At 44.3% G+C, this 827-nt stretch carries 1 protein-coding gene; it reads right to left on the minus strand.

Features of this window, described 5'->3' with window-relative positions; translation table 11 throughout:
* Nucleotides 1-185 precede the first annotated feature (185 nt).
* A partial coding sequence (locus R8N47_RS24455; protein ID WP_318186009.1) for an HAD family hydrolase occupies nucleotides 186-827 on the minus strand: 642 nt, incomplete at its 5' end.

Here is an 827-nt window from a genome sequence, read left to right on the forward strand (position 1 = left end):
GAGAAATACAAACGTAAAACGGGTCAAGCACCAATGACTGAAACTACCGCAACAGACACGGTAGAACAGCCTTCGACCTAAGTTTCTTTCCTTAAAAATAAGAAAAAGCAGTGGTCCGTTCTTCGGACACAACAAAGGGGTTAACCAGTGGTTAACCCCTTTTTATATCAGTCAGATTTGAAATCTTACTTGGTCGGATACACTTGCTTCCAATCGTTTTTCATATCAGCGATTAACCAACCTTTCGCTTTCGCTTCATCCAATCCTTTATCTAGCTTACCAATGCTAGAGGTGCGGTCATATTTCCACTCACGTTGGTCATCCGTGTGATGAACGTACATTGCTAAACGAGGACCAGTACCTGACGTCGTCCATTGCAGCATTTGTAGGTCACCATCTGAGTTGCCAAACGAAGCTATTGGGCGCTTACCAATGTGCTGATAAATTTGCTGTGGTTTTTCCGCTTTGTCGTTATTCACTTCAATGCCCGGTACGCGCTTAACTTGGTAACTACCATCAACATTAACGAACTCTGTAGATAGACGAGTACCAATGATACGCTCGGATGGGATGTTGTAGACATCCGTCGCCCAAGCTCGCATAAAGGCATTGCCACCACCAGACACAATGAAGTTTTTAAAGCCATTGCTATCAAGATAATCCAACAGTTCTAACATTGGTTGATACACCATGTCGGTGTATGGGCGGCCCGTTACGGGGTGCTTAGCCGTACTTATCCAAGCCTGTACAATAGAAGTGAACTCATCGCTGCTCATTCCTGAATGCGTTTTTTGCACCATGGTTAGAACATCTTCTAAGCTCAGCTT

The sequence above is a fragment of the Vibrio sp. 2132-1 genome (assembly GCF_033344315.1).